Origin of the sequence: Thalassospira sp. GO-4 (genome assembly GCF_023588965.1) — a bacterium.
Taxonomy (GTDB): Bacteria; Pseudomonadota; Alphaproteobacteria; order Rhodospirillales; family Thalassospiraceae; genus Thalassospira; species Thalassospira povalilytica.
Map to the genome: position 1 here is coordinate 3189890 of NZ_CP097807.1, position 15500 is coordinate 3205389.

The 15500-nt window shown below is 54.9% G+C and carries 14 protein-coding genes; 6 read left to right on the forward strand and 8 right to left on the reverse strand.

All coding sequences use genetic code 11. The annotated features are described in order from the left end of the window. Nucleotides 1–7: 7 nt before the first annotated feature. Entirely contained in the window at nt 8–940 is a 933-nt protein-coding gene (locus M9H61_RS14785) for a LysR family transcriptional regulator (RefSeq protein WP_101246583.1), read from the reverse strand. Between the two features lie 100 nt (nt 941–1040). Continuing rightward, the gene (locus M9H61_RS14790) at nt 1041–1217 is read right to left on the reverse strand and encodes a hypothetical protein (protein WP_170310186.1); all 177 of its coding nucleotides are present in this window, start codon (nt 1215–1217) and stop codon (nt 1041–1043) included. Between the two features lie 322 nt (nt 1218–1539). On the opposite strand from M9H61_RS14790, the gene M9H61_RS14795 reads away from it, so the two are divergent. Beyond that, nucleotides 1540–1989 carry a PaaI family thioesterase gene (locus M9H61_RS14795; protein WP_250281294.1) on the forward strand — a complete coding sequence of 150 codons (450 nt, stop codon included), beginning with the start codon at nt 1540–1542 and terminating at the stop codon, nt 1987–1989. Nucleotides 1990–2072: 83 nt separating this feature from the next. Here M9H61_RS14795 and M9H61_RS14800 read toward each other — a convergent pair whose 3' ends face one another. The 5 genes from M9H61_RS14800 to M9H61_RS14820 all read right to left on the reverse strand — a co-directional run bounded on the left by M9H61_RS14800 (nt 2073) and on the right by M9H61_RS14820 (nt 9335). After that, nucleotides 2073–3650: an aldehyde dehydrogenase (NADP(+)) gene (locus M9H61_RS14800; protein WP_250281299.1), complete on the reverse strand. Its 1578-nt coding sequence runs from the start codon at nt 3648–3650 to the stop codon at nt 2073–2075. A 381-nt stretch (nt 3651–4031) separates the two neighbouring features. Further along, nucleotides 4032–6503, reverse strand: a complete 2472-nt coding sequence (locus tag M9H61_RS14805) for a TonB-dependent receptor (RefSeq protein ID WP_250281303.1) — start codon at nt 6501–6503, stop codon at nt 4032–4034. Nucleotides 6504–6687: 184 nt separating this feature from the next. After that, complete coding sequence (locus tag M9H61_RS14810) at nt 6688–7716, reverse strand: FecR family protein (protein WP_250281304.1); 1029 nt, start codon at nt 7714–7716, stop codon at nt 6688–6690. A 66-nt stretch (nt 7717–7782) separates the two neighbouring features. Continuing rightward, complete coding sequence (locus M9H61_RS14815) at nt 7783–8295, reverse strand: RNA polymerase sigma factor (protein ID WP_101246579.1); 513 nt, start codon at nt 8293–8295, stop codon at nt 7783–7785. Nucleotides 8296–8603: 308 nt separating this feature from the next. Continuing rightward, entirely contained in the window at nt 8604–9335 is a 732-nt protein-coding gene (locus tag M9H61_RS14820) for a GntR family transcriptional regulator (RefSeq protein ID WP_101246578.1), read from the reverse strand. 315 nt (nt 9336–9650) lie between these two features. On the opposite strand from M9H61_RS14820, the gene M9H61_RS14825 reads away from it, so the two are divergent. From M9H61_RS14825 to M9H61_RS14845, 5 genes are all read left to right on the forward strand, one after another. Next, nucleotides 9651–10736: an ABC transporter ATP-binding protein gene (locus M9H61_RS14825; protein ID WP_250281306.1), complete on the forward strand. Its 1086-nt coding sequence runs from the start codon at nt 9651–9653 to the stop codon at nt 10734–10736. A 41-nt stretch (nt 10737–10777) separates the two neighbouring features. After that, nucleotides 10778–12091, forward strand: a complete 1314-nt coding sequence (locus tag M9H61_RS14830) for a PotD/PotF family extracellular solute-binding protein (protein ID WP_250281307.1) — start codon at nt 10778–10780, stop codon at nt 12089–12091. A gap of 154 nt (nt 12092–12245) precedes the next feature. Further along, on the forward strand, nt 12246–13103 hold the full coding sequence (locus tag M9H61_RS14835) for an ABC transporter permease (RefSeq protein WP_101246575.1): 858 nt from the start codon (nt 12246–12248) through the stop codon (nt 13101–13103). A 2-nt stretch (nt 13104–13105) separates the two neighbouring features. Continuing rightward, entirely contained in the window at nt 13106–13933 is an 828-nt protein-coding gene (locus M9H61_RS14840; protein WP_250281310.1) for an ABC transporter permease, read from the forward strand. Then, nucleotides 13930–14688 carry an aspartate/glutamate racemase family protein gene (locus M9H61_RS14845; protein WP_250281316.1) on the forward strand — a complete coding sequence of 253 codons (759 nt, stop codon included), beginning with the start codon at nt 13930–13932 and terminating at the stop codon, nt 14686–14688. Before M9H61_RS14840 ends, M9H61_RS14845 begins: the two co-directional genes overlap by 4 nt. Before the next feature lie 86 nt (nt 14689–14774). Here the strand turns inward: M9H61_RS14845 and M9H61_RS14850 are convergent, their stop codons facing one another. Next, entirely contained in the window at nt 14775–15446 is a 672-nt protein-coding gene (locus tag M9H61_RS14850) for a FadR/GntR family transcriptional regulator (protein ID WP_206926540.1), read from the reverse strand. Nucleotides 15447–15500 lie beyond the last annotated feature (54 nt).

The window sequence follows — 15500 nt, forward strand, 5'->3', positions numbered from 1 at the left end:
CGCCAGATTAGCCCAGAACAGGTTTGAAGCTTGTTTCCGATGATTTCTTGAGAAGATAGTCGCGAAACAGACGTGCGGCACTGGTCAGGTTGGCATCACCATCATGGGCGATCAGCAACTGGCGCTTGGCCCAGTCATCGGCAATCGGTGCGCCGGCAATATTCATATGGCCGATATACCCCGCAACCGAACTTTTCCGCAAAAAGCCGATCCCAAGTCCTGCGGCAATCATCTGGCGTAGGGACCCGAAACGCACGACCTTGATATGGGGATGCATATCAAGCTTCATTTTCGATGCGGCTTCGGAAATCAGGTCATCAATCACCCCGCCTTCATGCAGGGAAATGATGTCATATTTGGCGGCTTCGGAAAATTTGACCGGTTTGGGGGTGTCTGCATTGGGGATCAGCGGATGGCCTTTGGGCGTCACCACCCAGATCGGGTCATCGCAAAACACATCATGGGCCAGATCGCCAAGCGGACTGTTATCGGCCAGGATCGCCAGATCAGCACGCCCTTCGCGGACGGCTTCGGCACTTTCGCGCGATGTCAATTCGCGGACATCAACAGTGATGTGGGGAAAATCGCGTTCAAAATCGGCCAGAAATGACGGCAAGCCGGTCAGAATCGCAGACGTCACCGCGGCAAGATAAATCTTGCCCTTTTCCCCGGCATTGAAATCGCGAAGCTCGTTGGAAAGATGGTTCAGATCGCCCAGAAGCTTTTCGCCATAGCGGGCAAATATCGTGCCTTCTTCGGTCGGTTCGACCCCGCGCGGCAGGCGGCGAAGCAGTTTGACACCCAGCATGGCTTCAAGTTCGCCAATGCGGCGTGACACGGCCGAGGTCGCGATATGTTCGCGCCTTGCGGCTTCATTGATGCTCCCGGCGCGCACGATGGCGACGAAAAGCCGGATGGTCACGATATCAAACTTTTGCATGGAACCGTTGTCGGTGGTTCAGCCCGAAGCGTCAAGAAGTTTGAGGGTGCGGCAGATGTGCAGATCGTCGCACCAACCTCAAACGAAGGCGGCGGATGCCTTAACCTTCAACCTGACGCCATGCCTTGTTCCAGTCCGCAGTCAGTTCTGCGTGGGTTTTGGCCTGGGATGCTTTCATGATTACGGCAACCTGAAGGGCACGAACAAAACTGGTGAACCAGCCGGTGCGGACTTCACGTTCGATGCTGGTTGCGTCTTTGTAAGCAATCGTCGTCATGGCTCTAATCCTTTGCGACATCATCTGTCTTTGCGATGAATTCAGAGATACCAGACACCCTGCTTTGCGACTATTCTCCTTTCACCGCTATCCCGTTCTTGTTTGGAGAACGGTACAATTAACTAATTGAAAATAAACATTTATTCTATGTTGCGATGCGCAATAAGTCTTGGGGTTCGTGTGATTTTCGGCTTGGCGCGGGGGTTTTGTGCGCCAAGGTCGCTGCGACTCAGGCAAATCCGTGATCGGCGGTCCTGTGTGTTTTTCGGGGTGGCAAATATCTGCTATAGCTTGGGAAATTTTCACAATCAGGGTCGCTGATATGACCGATACAATCGATAATCTTGCCTATGAACAGGCCCATGGCAGCGCGGTTCAGGACCATCTCGGATACAGGTTGGTGGAATGGGCAGACGGCCACGCGGTCGTCGAGCTGGAGATGAAGGATTTTCACCGCAACCGTGTCGGGATCCTGCATGGCGGGATCTTGACCACGCTGATGGATACGGCATCTGGCTATGCGGTGTGTTTTTGCCCGGTTGCGGGGAATGTGCGCAAAACCATGACGCTTTCACTGACCACCAATTTCATTGGTATGGCCAAGGATGGGTTGGTGCGTGTGGTTGCCCGCAAACAGGGCCGGGGACGCAAGATCGTCTTTACCGAGGCAGTGGCCTATAACGCCGATGGCGAAGTGATCGGGACGGCAACCGGGACATTCAAATATCATCGCGGCAGTGATGACCCCGATGGTGTGCCGCGTGATGCCTGATCGCGATTCCGATCGGTCCATATCATGCAAAAGGGCGCGACCGGTTGATCGCGCCCTTTGTGTTTGTTTGAAACCCGAAGATCCTAGTTCGGCATCTGCCACTTGCCATTGACCAGACGCGGGATATTGAGCGGGTTGGCATCCTTGATCGGGGCCGGAAGCAATGCATCCGGGAAGGCCTGATAGGAAACGGGACGGACAAAACGCTTGATGGCGAGTGACCCGACCGAGGTCGAACGCGAATCCGTACTGGCCGGATAAGGACCGCCATGCACCATGGAATGGCAGACCTCAACCCCGGTCGGCCAGCCATTGATCAGAATACGGCCTGCACATTTTTCAAGCGCCGGACGCAGGGCATTTGCCAGATCGGCATCGCCATCGACCATGTGGATGGTTGCGGTCAATTGTCCGATCAGTGTCGATGACAGCGCTAACATCTCATCAATGCTGTCGCACTCGACAATGATCCCGGCCGGGCCGAACATTTCCTCAGCCAGTTCCGGGTTGGCTTTCCAGTCGGCGGCCGTGGTGCGGAAGATGGCCGGGCTGCCTTCGAATTTGCCATCAGAGTCGCGACGTTTCAGCGGGCAGGTCACCTTGGCATGTTTGCTCATGGCGTTGGTGACGTCGTGATAGGCGCTTGATACGCGATCAGTCAGCATGGCGGCACCGCCAACCTGGCCAAGCTCGCTTGCGGCAGTTTCCACAAAGGTATCAAGATCGGCCCCCTTAAGCGCGATCAGAAGACCCGGATTGGTGCAAAACTGGCCCACACCCATGGTCAGCGATCCGACCCAGCCCTTGGCAATATCGGCGGCCTTTTCGTTCATTGCCTTGGGCAGCAGGAAGACCGGGTTGTTTGAACCAAGTTCGCCATAGAACGGGATCGGCTCCGGGCGCGAAACCGCAATGTCAAACAGCGCACGTCCGCCACCGGTCGAACCGGTAAAGCCAACTGCCTTGATCAGCGGATGGGCTACCAGTGCCTGGCCAACCTTGCGCGTGCCACCATGGATCAGGCTGAAGACGCCCTTGGGCATGCCGGTTTTGATGATGGCGGCTTCAATTGCCCGGGCAACCAGTTCGGACGTGCCGGGGTGGGCGGCATGGCCCTTGAAGACCACCGGGCAACCCGCGGCCAGTGCCGATGCGGTATCGCCACCCGCGGTCGAAAAGGCCAGCGGGAAGTTGGATGCCCCAAATACGCCAACCGGACCGAGCGCCTTGTTCATCACGCGGATGTCGGGTTTTGGCAGCGGCTGACGGTCCGGCTGTGCGGTTTCAATGCGGGCTTCGAACCATGACCCTTCTTCGATCCAGTCAGCAAAGAAGCGCAGCTGACCAACCGTGCGGCCGCGCTCACCAGTCAGGCGTGCAGCAGGCAGGGCAGATTCAAGGTTGCCGATTTCGGTAATTGCATCGCCGCGCGCATCGATTTCATCCGCAATGGCGCGCAGGAATTCCGCACGTTTGGCCGGCAGCATGGCGGCGAACTCTTCGGCACAGGCCTGGGCTGCTTCGACCGCCTGATTGACGATTTCCTCGGTGCCGTGCTGGAACTTGGTCGGGAGCTTTTCACCGGTTGACGGATTGTCGGCCTGAAACACGTCCGGGCCATTCAGCCACTCGCCTGCGATGTAATGCTGTCCACTAAGCATGTGGGTCTCCTGTGGGGTTATGTCCTGTGCCGGATGGGCCAGCGCAATGCTTTTTGATCGATCCGATCCGATCCGATCCGCATGTGTCATGTGCAAACAATTGCGCATGGTTCAAGCCGGTCGGAACGCCCAAATGGCGCAGCCCTGATAAACTGTGCGCAGCTTAGAGTCCGGGTCGGCAGATGTAAACATCATACAATATGATAATACTGCGACGGTGCCCGATAAATTGGTATGCGAACCCTAACAGCTCTGCTCTGCGCCGTCGAATATTTTATACAATATGGTTTTCTGGCTTAACAAGGTGCCAAATCAGCAGGTAGAAACAGTAAAAGGCGGGGAATTTCCCCGCCTTTTTAAATAGTCTGATGATTGTCAGGCTTAGAATTTGCCAGTGACACTCAGGAAGAAGTTACGCGGTGCGCCGTAATAGTTGAAGGTGCTCGTGGTGCCTGGACGTTCGTAATATTCTTCGTCCAGGATGTTGTTCACATTAAGAGCAACCTCAAGGTTCTGGTTAACTTCGTATCCGATACGGCCATCAACAAGATAGTAGCTGTCAGAGACTACGTTCCGGTCGCTAACCCAGTAGTCATCGGACCAGGAAACGCCACCGCCGATGCTCAGGCCGTCAAGAACGCCCTGATCAAAGCCGTAATCGAGCCATGATGTGACACGATGGCGCGGCGCGTAATTTACACGGATGGTTGCATCATCGTCTTTGGTCTGGTCGGTGACATACAGGAAAGTATAGCCAACAAATGCCTGCAGGTTTTCAACGACTTCACCGCTGAGTTCTGCTTCGATACCGCGCGAACGCTGCTCGCCCGAGGCAATTTTAGCGCTACCGCCATCATTCGGATCGTCAGCAGCACGGTTAACGTCATCAATCTGGAAGGCGGCAAGATGACTGTTCAGCAGGCCGCCGAAATGTTCGCCCTTTACGCCAACTTCGAACTGCTGACCTGTGCGGGGATCAAGCTGGGAACCAGATACATCTTGTGCATCCTGCGGTTCAAAGATCGAGGTGTAGCTGAAGTAGGTCGAGAAATCGTCGGTTACGTCATAGACCACACCGGCGAAGGGTGTGAAAACAGCATCTTCGGTCAGATCACTTTCGGAATTTGTCCGACGGTTTTCCGTTACCGAATTGTACCAGCTGGTTCGGCCACCAAACGAGAAGGTGATGTCGTCAAACGTTTGCAGTTTGAGTTTGGTGTAAACACCAGACTGGATTGCCGTAACCTTGGTGTCCGAGTTCAGGGGCTGCTGAACATATGGAAGATCCGGGCTCGAAATGGTGTATCTGCCAGCATAGGTGGTTCCCCGATACATTTGGGAATCCGTCATAACGCGGTTTGCATCTGCACCGATGGTCAGGGTCTGTTCATATCCAAGCAGATCAAAGTTGTGATTCACATGCGCATCTGCAGCGAATGCTTGCTGGTCTGCATGTGATTCGTAACCGGTATATGTAGCAGTACCAGCAGCATCAACAGCAGAGTTTGTGTAGGCATAGTTCGCATCAATATTGCGATCACTATAGCGGAGTCCGACGCTGCCATCGGTACGTGAGCTGAACTGGTGTTTCAGGTCGAAGTAAACGTCGCTGGAGGTGTTTTCAAAAGTGTTCCAGCTTGCCCCGGCATAGGTTGAGCGTGACACATCAAGTTGGGTGCCATCGGAATTGGCAGGCAAGCCATTGTGAGGCACCTGATCTTTGCGTTCGTGCGACAGGCCAAGGGAAATGAATGTATCGTCGGTGACATCGGCATCAAGGGTTACATAGCCGAGTTCGTTATTGTTCTCTTCAACATCGACGAAGCTTTCGCGATAGTCGGTCGATACAACACCACGTACACGGACGCTGCCGTCTTCGGTCAAAGGCGTGGAAACGTCACCCAGTGCGCTATAATGTTCCCACGAACCGTAGCCGAGGGTGGCCGAGCCGGTGAACTCGTCTTTGGCCTGCTTACGCACCATGTTGATCGTGGCGCCGGGAAAGCCCGATCCGCCATACAAGCCAGCGGCGCCACGCAGGACCTCAATACGGTCATACATGGCTAGGTTGGGTATGGTACCTTCGCGGCTTGAGATCGGCACAGACAAGCCGTTTGTTTGTGCCGTAGTTGTTTCATAGCCACGTGATGCAATGGAGGATCGACCGGCAGTGTTTGCGAGAACCTGAACGCCGGTGGTATAGCGCATGGCATCGTCAAGATACTGGAAGTTCTGCTCTTCCATGCGGGCTGAGGTGATTACGCTGACTGACTGTGGCAATTCGCGGATGGTTTCGTTGCTTTTGGAACCAACACCCGCGACCGTTGTGGTGAAGCTGCCTGTTCCTTCGGTGGCTGCCGGGTCTCCAGGATTGGTGCCCTGGGCTTCGACAACAACCGGGTCGAGCATGGCGTCGCCGCCGGCAACCAGGGTGACGGAATTGTCGTCGGTGAAGCTGTATTTGACGTCGCTGCCTTCAAGCAATTTTCCAAGTGCTTCGGCTGCGGTCATTTTGCCGTTTACCGCGGTGCTGGTCAGGTTTTCGACCTGCGCGGTATCATAGAAAATCTGAATGCCGGTCTGCTGGGCAAACGCCAGAAGCGCATCATTGAGGTTTTGAGATGCAATGGCGAAGTCGAAGGTCGCACTTGCCTGGGCAATTTCGGTCTTGCTGCCGTTCTGTGCGTTCTGTGCGGCTTGTGCAGCCTGTGCATCAACCGGTGCAAACAGCATCATCGCCCCAAGCGACATTGCGGTACCGGCCAGAAGTTGTTTGGCGATGCTGCGCTGTGATGCGCGCATATTACGATGATCGGCAACACGCGTTGCCGAGGTTCCCCTTTTGGAGGCCATTTAGCCATCTCCCCTAGGTCTTCACATTAATTGATAATGCAAGTAGGTCGCATTATCTCTATCCTACAGGAGAAGACGCGCCGGTTTTCCGATCCGGTAAAAATATCCGAAATTTTTTTTGAAAATTTTCAGATACAGAATTTCCGGTACCGGATCCCGTCAGGAAATGGCGGTTTTCTTGGGGTTATTCGACAAGGAATGTCGCAACATGCGGTATGCTGTAGCTTGAAGCACCAAGGCCCTTGCTGATGACATCGACCGCCTGATCAATCTTGTCGATCCGGAACATGCCGCTGACTTCGCGATTGGCAAGATCGCCGCTGGCAATCAGGATCGGACCGCTGGCATAACGATTAAGCGTTCGCGTGACGTCCGAAAGGCGGGCATGGTCAAAAATCAGGAAGCCGTTTTGCCAGCTGGTGCTGGTTGCCAGATTGATCTGTTGTACCGCGATATCCGAAGCCCCGGCGCGGATTGAAATGCGTTCACCCGGTGACAGAACCAGACTGGTATCGGCCTGTGCGACATCGGGGGTTACCATGATCTGATGTTCGATAGCCGTCACGGTCAGATCATGACCGTCATCGTCATCGCCAAATTCAACATCAAATTTGGTCCCGAGTGCGCGTGTGGTGCTGTTTCCGGCATGGACGACAAAGGGCGGAACCGTGTCGCTTGCAGGGGCGACATCAAAGCTTGCCCGCCCGGAAATCAGGGTGACGGCGCGTTCGGTGTCGCTAAATGCAACATCGATTGCCGATGCGGAATCAAGAAGCACGCGACTGCCATCAGACAGCGTCAGCGTGGTGATTTCCCCATGTGCGGAGCTGTGATCGGCAAAGGATCGCGCCATCAGGTCGGGCAATTCAATACCGCCAATCACCGCAAGCAAAATGGTCGCGGCGATCGCAACAATATGCCAGCCGCGTTTGGCGGGGCCGGTGTTGGCATCGTTTGCGGCCGGGCCGGGTTGTTTCAGGTCTTCCGGATCAATCAGGGCAAGGTCATCCCAGACCGATTGTGCGTTTTCATAGGCCTCGGCATGGGCCGGGGTGCTTTGGATCCATTCGCGACTTGATGCGTGGCCGGATTGCCGGGCGGCATCGGATGGCGACTGTTTGCCGGTCGTGGCCACAGCATGATCATGGATCACCCACGCGGCTGCGTGTTGGTCCATTTCATCAATTTCGGGTTTGTTTTTGCCCTGTGCCACGAACTGCTTCCTGAATTTCGGTCTGTTTATTATGACGTTTCACATCGTGAAAAACGTACATCTTTTTCATTCGGCCTGATGTTTTTTGAGTTTGGTTACCGCATGGGCCAGCGCAGTTGCCAGATGTTTCTGGACCGTGCTTTCCGAAACCGACAGTTTCTGTGCGATTGCGCCATAACTGTAACCTTCAATCCGTCCGAGTACAAAAATTTCCCGGGTGCGCGGCGGCAATTCGGCAATCGCCTGTTGAAGGATTTTCAATCTTCGCCGGTCACCGGTCTGGGTTTCAGCATTCGGGCGATCATCGGCAATCAGCGCCATGGTGTCGTGATCTGTGGGATCGGTACGCCGCCGGCGTTGCGCCCGGATATGGTCGATCGCCAGATTGTTGGCTGTTTTGTAGATAAAGGCGCGGCCATCCTCGATGATGATGTCGCTATCGATCCGGAGCAAACGCGCAAAAGTTTCCTGAGTCAGATCTTCGGCAGTATCCGCACATGACAATTTGCGGGCAAGGAAGCGTCGGACTTCTTCGCCATATTGCCGGAATAATTGCTGGGTATCGGGCTTGCTCGCCATGGGATCAGTAGCTGTTCAGGGTGATTTCCATGATAATCATTGTGATAATCAATCGCAACTATATTGATCAGGAGATCAAAAACATGGCTGCGTGCCTGTTGCGTCCCGGCCACTAAATCTGGCCCGTTTGGGGGCGACTGTGTTGATGACAGGTCGCACCAATAAATTCGCAGCAGTGTTTCGGGCATGTCTTGTGGTGCGTCGCCCCAGGTGTGCGGTGATTGGGTCCGGTCTGGCCCGGTCTTGGTTGGCGTGGGGTGGGTATACTCCCGACGGTACTGGTTGCCCCGGGTTGCCTCGGGCACCGGTCAGCTTGCAGCTGATTTTGGTGTGCGGCCAAAGATGCTGGCAAAGTCCGTCTTGCCGGGTTTGGGGCGCTGAAGTTGCAGTCGGTCGCGAATGGCATCGAGATGGCGCGACATTTCGGCTGCTGCAATATCCGGATCGCCGCTTGTCAGTGCTTTTAGAAGATCGTCATGTTCGGTATGTGAGCAATCGACAGGTTGCGGACTTTCATACATGGCAATGATCAGCGATGTGCGCAGGATCAGGCGTTCCAGAAATTCTTCGATCACCAGATTGCCGGTCAGGCGGGCCAGAAGCAGATGAAACTCGCCCGACAGGATGATGGCAGCACGATGATCGCCGCGATGATGGGCATCATGTTCCCGGTCCAGATGGCTTTTGATCTGGGCGGCACGCGCGTCCGTCATGGAAACCGCAACCTTGCGGGCAACGCCGTCTTCGATCATGCGGCGGGCTGAAAAGACTTCGATGGCCTCGTCGATGGTCGGTTCGGCAACAAAAGCCCCGCGATTGGGCACAAGGTTGATCAGCTTGTCATGGGCCAGTTGCAGGAACGTGGCGCGAATGCGTGCGCGGCTGACGCCAAAGGTCTTGGCCAGGTCTTCTTCGACCAGTTTCATGCCCGGTTCAAGACGGCGATCAAGGATCGCGTCGAGCATTTCCTGATAGATCATTTCCTCCGGGCGCAGCTTGCCGCTGCCTTTATAGCTGCCGGTTTCTTCGGCCTTGGCCATCTTGACGATGCTTTCCGTCGTTTATGTTTTCGCGCGATATATTCTTTCTACAAAATTGTTGACGATTTGGACAATAAAAAATCACCCGCTCAAATGAAGGCCATGCGCAGAGATTGCATTTAAATTGACCACATAAACCATGGTGCGCAAAAAATGCACAATGCGTGAGCATAAAACAAGCAGCATTCCCGCCATGCTGGTGCGGATAGGCCGGGAGTCCCGCACGAAACCGCCAATAAAAACAAGTGGCACGCATTTTGCCTGCAATCGACAACAGGATTGTTAACAATTTTGCATGCAGTGACGGGTGAGCGGATGAAGGGCAACGGAGCCATCGAACTAATTGCTGTCAGTAAGTTTTATGGCAGCACGCAGGCGGTCAAGTCCATTGACCTGCAAATTCCCGCAGGGGCGTATTGCTGTTTGATTGGCCCGTCGGGCTGTGGCAAGTCGACGACATTGCGCATGATCGCCGGTCACGAAGTGATCAGCGAAGGCGATCTTCTGATCGGGGATCGCAATGTGACCGAATTGCCGCCGGTCAAGCGTGGCACGGCGATGATGTTCCAGAATTACGCGCTTTTCCCGCATATGACCTGTGCGGAAAATGTCGCCTTTGGCCTGAAAATGCAGGGCGTGTCGCCAGCCGATCGCAAGGAGCGGGCGATGGAAATGCTGACGCGGGTGCAGATGGCCCAGTTTGCCGATCGCAAACCCGATCAGCTTTCCGGTGGCCAGCAGCAACGCATTGCCCTGGCCCGTTCATTGATTACCGAACCATCCGTTCTGTTGCTTGACGAGCCGCTTTCAGCACTTGATCCGTTTTTGCGTGCACGCATGCGCGACGAGCTGCGCCGTTTGCAGCAGGAGCTCGGCATTACCTTTGTCCATGTGACCCACGCCCAGGACGAGGCATTGGCGCTTTCGGACATGGTGGTGGTGATGGAAGACGGCATCATCCGTCAAAAAGGCACGCCGCAGGAAATCTTCAACCAGCCAAAATCGCGTTTCATCGCCAATTTCATGGGCGGTCAGAACATTTTCAAAGGCACGGTTTCGGAATCCGGTCCTGCGGGCACGTTGCTTGCGCGGGGGCCGGACAGCTTTTTCCTGCCGGGCTTTGCGGAAGGAAAGGCGGGCGAAGAACTGGAATTCACCATTCGGACCGATCTGATCGGTCTGGATGAAACGGCCCCGCAGGAGGCCCAAAACGGGCAAATCCCTGTCGAGATTACCACGGTCGAATATCTCGGCCTGTGGGTAAGGATCGTCGCGACCACAAGCGACGGCAAGGAAATAACCCTGATGAAGACCGAAAGCGAATTTCGGCAGGCGCCAGTAAGGCGGCAGGACAAATACATCGCCTATTGGAAGCCCGAACATGCTCATGTTCTGGCGTGAATAACCAACCAAACCAAAACAATCTATCAGGAGTGCTTCACATGACGATCGAGACCAAGAAGTCAAAGAATTTGCTGAGCGATGCCGGTGTATCGCGCCGCGGTTTTGTCAAAGGTGCGGCTGCCGTAACCGGTGCCGCGATTGGTTCTGGTGCCATCACCGGGTTCCCGACCATCTGGGCGCAGAACATCAAGAATGTGACGCTGCGACAGTTCGGTACCGGTGTTTCGAACATCAATGCGGTTGCTGACAAGGTCAAAGAAGATCTTGGCTTTACCCTTCAGATGACGGCCCTTGATTCCGATGCGGTTGCCCAGCGCGCCGTGACCCAGCCGAACTCGTTCGATATTGCCGATATCGAATACTGGATCTGTAAGAAAGTCTTCCCGGCCGGCACCATGCAGCCGATGGATACGACCAAGCTCAAGAATTATCAGTATATTTCCAAGCTGTTCATCGATGGCAAGCTGACGCCTGATTCCGAAATTGCACAGGGCACTGCACCGCATACGGTCGGCTTTGTTGAGGGTGCGGACAGCACCACATTTGCATCGGCACCGACCCAGTGGATGACTCTGATTCCGACCATTTATAACGCCGATACCCTTGGTATCCGCCCCGACCTGATCAGCCGTCCGATCACCAGCTGGGCCGATCTGCTTGATCCGGAATTCAAAGGCAAGGCATCGATCCTGAACATCCCGTCGATCGGCATCATGGATGCGGCGATGGTTTGTGAAGCCATGGGCGAAGTTACCTATGGCGACAAGGGCAACATGACCCAGGAAGAAATCGACAAGACCATCGCGGTGATGATTGATGCCAAAAAAGCCGGCCAGTTCCGTGCCTTCTGGAAAAGCTTCGATGAGTCGGTCAACCTGATGGCATCGGGTGAAGTTGTCATTCAGTCCATGTGGTCACCGGCGGTTGCGGCCGTTCGTTCCAAGGGCATCGCATGTACCTATCAGCCGCTTAAGGAAGGCTATCGTGCATGGGGTGGCGGTATCGGCCTTGCCAAGCATCTTTCGGGTCTCGAGCTTGAAGCGGCTTATGAATATATCGACTGGTACCTGTCGGGCTGGGTTGGCGCGTATCTTAACCGTCAGGGTTACTACAGTGCGGCACCGGAAACCGCGAAGAAGTTCATGTCCGAAGACGAATGGGGCTTCTGGATGGAAGGCAAGGAAGCCCAGGGCGATATCCTTAGCCCGGACGGCAAGGTCATGGAAAAAGCCGGTGCGGTTCGCGATGGCGGTTCCTACGAAGAGCGCATGGGCTCGGTCGCTTGCTGGAACTCTGTCATGGACCAGAACAAGCACATGGTCCGCAAGTGGAACGAATTCATCGCGGCCTAAGCGTGGGTTCAAAGATTTTGATCGGGCGCGGTTTTGGCCGCGCCCGGCACCCCGGTTTAATAATTTCAGTTGTCCGGTTGATCCGTGTGTGCGGCAGTTTTTGCGCCAGACAGCAATGTCAAAGCACCGCGGCCAGAGCTTTTAGGGACAGATAATGGCTTTTGATACGTCCAAACGATCGTCCTATTTTCTGATCACGCCGATGGCGGCGATCTTTGCGGTCTTTCTTGTCATTCCGCTTCTGACCATCGTGATTGTCAGTTTCTGGGACTATGACGAATACCGGATCCTGCCCGATTTTATTTTGGAAAATTACAGCTATTTGCTCGGGTCATCGGTGACCTGGAAAATTTATCTCAATACGTTGAAATATGCAGCACTGACCTGGGTCTTTACCTTGTCGATCGGCTTTACGGTTGCCTATTTCCTGGCGTTTCATGTGCGCAGTCTGACCTGGCAGATCGTGCTTTTCATGCTGTGTACGATCCCGTTCTGGACGTCAAATATCATCCGGATGATTTCGTGGATTCCATTCCTTGGTCGCAACGGTCTTTTGAATTCGGCACTGATCAATCTGGGAATTGTCGATCAACCGCTTGAGTTCCTTCTGTTTTCCGATTTCGCAGTCGTGCTGGCAGATGTGCATCTCTATACGCTTTTCATGGTGGTGCCGATTTTCAACTCCATGATGCGGATTGATCGTTCCCTGATTGAGGCGGCGCGTGATGCCGGGGCCAGCGGGTTTGAAACCCTGAAATCGGTCATCGTGCCGTTGTCAAAGCCGGGCATTGCCATTGGTTCGATCTTTGTCATCACCGTGGTGATGGGGGATTTCATCACGGTGCGTTTGATGAGTGGCGGGCAGAGTGCGTCGGTCGGTTTGCAGATTTCAAACGAGATCGGGCTTTTGCAATACCCGGCCGCGGCGGCAAGTGCGGTGGTGCTTCTGATCACGGTGTTGCTGATTGTGACCGGGCTTTTGCGCCTTGTCGATATCCGGAAGGAGCTGTGATCATGGCAATCACGCGTGAACGGCGTCCGACAAGCTTTTACATCCTTGCGGCCTTTTTCACCCTGTTCGTTCTGTTCCTGTACGGGCCGATGCTAACCATCTTTATCCTGTCATTCCAGGGGGAAAATGGGGGCCTGACCTTTCCGATGAACGGGTTTTCGTTCCACTGGTTTGGCAATCTGTTTGAACAGCAGGCCGTGGGTGATTTTGGCGGATCATTTACCCGGTCACTGAAGCTTGGCCTGATTGTCATGGTCGTGACTGTGGTGGTTTCGTTCATGGCGGGTTTGGCATTCCGTCGCCGCTTCCGTGGCGACAGTGTGATTTTCTATCTGGCGATTGCCAGTCTGATTGTGCCGTCGATCCTGATTTCACTGGGGATCGGGTTGCTGTTCAATATCATCGAATGGCAGCCGCAATGGTTCACATCCGCCCTTGGTGCGCATCTGACATGGACCTTCCCGTTTGGTCTTTTGATCATGTTTGCGGTGTTTAACCGGTTTGATCCGTCTTACGAGGAAGCCGCACGTGATTTGGGGGCGAGCAACTGGCAGACGATCCAGTATGTGGTTCTGCCAATGGTGGGGCCGAGCCTGATCGGGGTTGCGATGTTTTCCTTTACCCTGTCTTACGATGAATTTGCCCGCACCCTGATGACGGCCGGGGCGCTTAATACCTTGCCGCTTGAGATTTATGGCATGACAACCAATGTCACGACGCCGGTTCTATATGCGCTTGGAACAGTAACCACCGGTTTCTCGTTCCTGGTGATCGGCATTGCCTTGGGATCGGTCATGATCCTTCGGCGTCGCAAGGGGCAAAAAGCATGAGCCGGATTGCTGTCATCAATCCCAACCTGTCGACGGGATTCACCAAAAAGGTCGGTGATCAGGCAAAACGGATTGTGGCGGACGGTACCGCCGTGCTTGCCCTTAATCCGCAATTTGGTCCGGACAGCATCGAAGGTTATTACGACGAGGCCTTTGCCAGTGTCGGGTTGCTGTCAGTTATTCGTGATCTTGAAGCAGCGCCCGAACAGCTTGCCGATCCGGTTGGCGGTTATGTGGTGGCGTGTTTTGATGATACGGGGGTTGATGCGGCACGCTGTTTGACCGCGGCCCCGGTGATGGGGTTGTGTGAAGCAGCCCTTCGCATGGCAGCGGTTGTTGCGTCGCGCTTTGCAATCGTGACACCGATGCCGGTTTCGGTGCGTCCGCTTGAACATCTGGTGTCGAAATACGGGGCTTCATCGCAATGCGTGGTGCGTGCCGCAGGTGTGCGGACCCTTGATTTCGAGGGTGAAAATGCCGCCATGGCCTATGGCGCGTTAAAGAAACAGGCCGAGATTTGCCTTGCCAATGACCATGCCGAGGCAATTGTTCTGGGCTGTGCGGGCATGACCGATATTGCGCAGCGTCTTCAGGCGGAACTTGGCGTGCCGGTGATTGACGGGGTCAGTGCGGCGGTCAAAATGATCGAAGCTCTGGCAATGCTGGGCATTCGCACCAGCAAGGCCGGGGCCTATGCCGTGCCGCCATCAAAGGCCTATCACGGGGTGTTCGCGGGGTTTGCGCCGCAAGGCTGATTGGGTGTTTCCGCCTGCAACAACCAACAAAGGCCCGCACAGTGACGGGCCTTTGTTGTGTTTGGGCAAAGCCGATATTCTGTCAGTCAGCTTTGTTTCAGGGCCTGTTCGACCTGTGCGAGGTGGCGGCGCATGGCTTCTTCGGCGCGTTTGGGGTCGCGCTGTTCAATGGCATTGACGATGTCGCGGTGCTGGGCGCTGAGATCATTGATCAGACTGTCGGAATGGCTGCTTTCGCGCATGCGGGCCCAGGCGGCGTCACGGCGAACGGCATTTACAGCTTCGAACACGGCAAGAAACAGGGTGTTCTTGACCGATTCGGCCAGTTTCTGATGAAAGGCCGCATCCCATTTTTCATATTCGCCCTGGGTAGTGGCACGTGCGGCATTTTCGACCATGGTTCGCATGGCATCAATGTCGCCCTGGGATGCGCGCAGGGCCGCGAACCGTGCCATGGACGGTTCGATTTCCTGACGGACTTCCATGATTTCGAACGGGCTTGTTTTGGTGGCGATGCCTTCAAGCTTGCGCAGGCGTGGTGTCGGGGGCGTGCCGACAAAGGTTCCCTGACCCTGACGGCGCCATATCAGGCCTTCTGCTTCAAGCAGATCAAGTGCCTTGCGCAATGCCCTGCGTCCGACATCAAGCTGTTCGGCAAGGTTGCGTTCGGCAATGACACGGCCGTCTTTGACAAATTCGCCGCGGGCAAATCCGGATTTGAGCTTTTCAGCCAATCCGTTGGTCACAAGGTCATTCATGGTCTTTGTTCTTTATTATGGCGTTCCCTGTATCCGAACCAATCTGCACCGGTT